Annotated in this window: 1 protein-coding gene; it reads left to right on the plus strand. The window is 71.2% G+C overall.

Going from position 1 to position 1,828, the window contains the following annotated elements:
* Positions 1–59: 59 nt before the first annotated feature.
* On the plus strand, positions 60–1,828 hold a 1,769-nt coding region (locus CCN35_RS25070; protein WP_086794431.1), incomplete at its 3' end, for an acetyl/propionyl/methylcrotonyl-CoA carboxylase subunit alpha.

The raw sequence follows: 1,828 nt of genomic DNA on the forward strand, positions 1-1,828 counted from the left end.
TCGAAGTGCCGTGTCGGCTGTCCCTAAACTCGGCTTGTTTCAAGGAGGGAGCCTCAATCGTGCGCAAGGTGCTCATCGCCAATCGTGGCGAAATCGCTGTCCGCGTGGCCCGGGCGTGCCGGGATGCCGGGATTGCGAGTGTGGCCGTCTACGCCGATCCGGACCGGGACGCGCTGCATGTCCGTGCCGCGGATGAGGCGTTCGCTCTGGGCGGTGACACCCCGGCCACCAGCTACCTGGACGTGGACAAGGTGCTGAAGGCGGCCAAGGACTCCGGGGCGGACGCCGTCCACCCCGGCTATGGGTTTTTGTCGGAGAACGCCGACTTCGCCCAGGCGGTGCTGGACGCGGGACTGATCTGGATCGGCCCGCCGCCGGCCGCGATCCGCGCCCTGGGCGACAAGGTCGCCGCCCGGCACATCGCCCAGCGCGCCGGCGCTCCCCTGGTGGCCGGCACCCCCGACCCCGTCAGCGGCGTCGACGAGGTCATCGCCTTCGCCCAGCAGCACGGGCTGCCCATCGCCATCAAGGCCGCCTTCGGCGGCGGCGGCCGCGGCCTGAAGGTCGCCCGCACCCTGGAGGAGATCCCCGAACTGTACGACTCCGCCGTGCGCGAGGCCACCGCCGCCTTCGGCCGCGGCGAGTGCTTCGTCGAGCGCTACCTGGACCGGCCCCGGCACGTGGAGACCCAGTGCCTGGCCGACGCCCACGGCAACGTCGTGGTCGTCTCCACCCGCGACTGCTCCCTGCAGCGCCGCCACCAAAAACTCGTCGAGGAAGCCCCCGCTCCCTTCCTGACCGAGGAGCAGACCGCCGAGCTGTACCGCGCCTCCAAGGCCATCTTGAAGGAAGCCGGCTACATCGGCGCCGGCACCGTGGAATTCCTCGTCGGCGCCGACGGCACCCTGTCCTTCCTGGAGGTCAACACCCGCCTGCAGGTCGAGCACCCCGTCACCGAGGAAGTCGCCGGCATCGACCTGGTCCGCGAGATGTTCCGCATCGCCGACGGCGAACCCCTCGGCTACGACGACCCGCCGCTGCGCGGGCACTCCATCGAGTTCCGCATCAACGGCGAGGACCCCGGCCGCAACTTCCTGCCCGCCCCCGGCACCGTCACCCGTTTCGCCCCGCCCTCGGGCCCCGGCATCCGCCTGGACACCGGCGTGGAAAGCGGCAGCGTCATCGGCCCGGCCTGGGACTCGCTGCTGGCCAAGCTCATCGTCACCGGCCGCACCCGCACCGAGGCCCTGCAGCGCGCCGCCCGCGCCCTGCACGAATTCCGCATCGAGGGCATGGCCACCGTCCTGCCCTTCCACCGCAAGGTCGTCACCGACCCCGCCTTCGCCCCCGAACTCAACGGCCGAACCGGCCCCTTCACCGTCCACACCCGCTGGATCGAAACCGAGTTCACCAACGACCTGCCGCCCTTTACCGCGCCCGCCGACCCGGCCGAACCGGACGAGGAGCCCGGGCGGGAGACCGTCGTCGTCGAGGTCGGCGGCAAACGCCTGGAGGTCTCCCTGCCCGCCTCGCTGGGCATGTCCCTGGCCCGCACCGGCCTGGCCGCCGGCGCCCGCCCCAAACGCCGCGCCCGCCGCAAGACCGGACCGGCCACCACCGGCGACACCCTCACCTCCCCCATGCAGGGCACCATCGTCAAAGTCGCCGTCGAAGAAGGCCAGCAGGTCAACGAGGGCGACCTGATCGTCGTGCTGGAAGCGATGAAGATGGAACAGCCCCTCAACGCCCACAAGTCCGGCACCGTCACCAACCTCACCGCCCAGGTCGGCACCGCCCTCACCTCCGGCGCCCCCATCTGCGACATCAA

Origin of the sequence: Streptomyces thermovulgaris (assembly GCF_002155915.1) — a bacterium.
In the GTDB taxonomy this organism is placed as follows: Bacteria; Actinomycetota; Actinomycetes; order Streptomycetales; family Streptomycetaceae; genus Streptomyces; species Streptomyces thermovulgaris.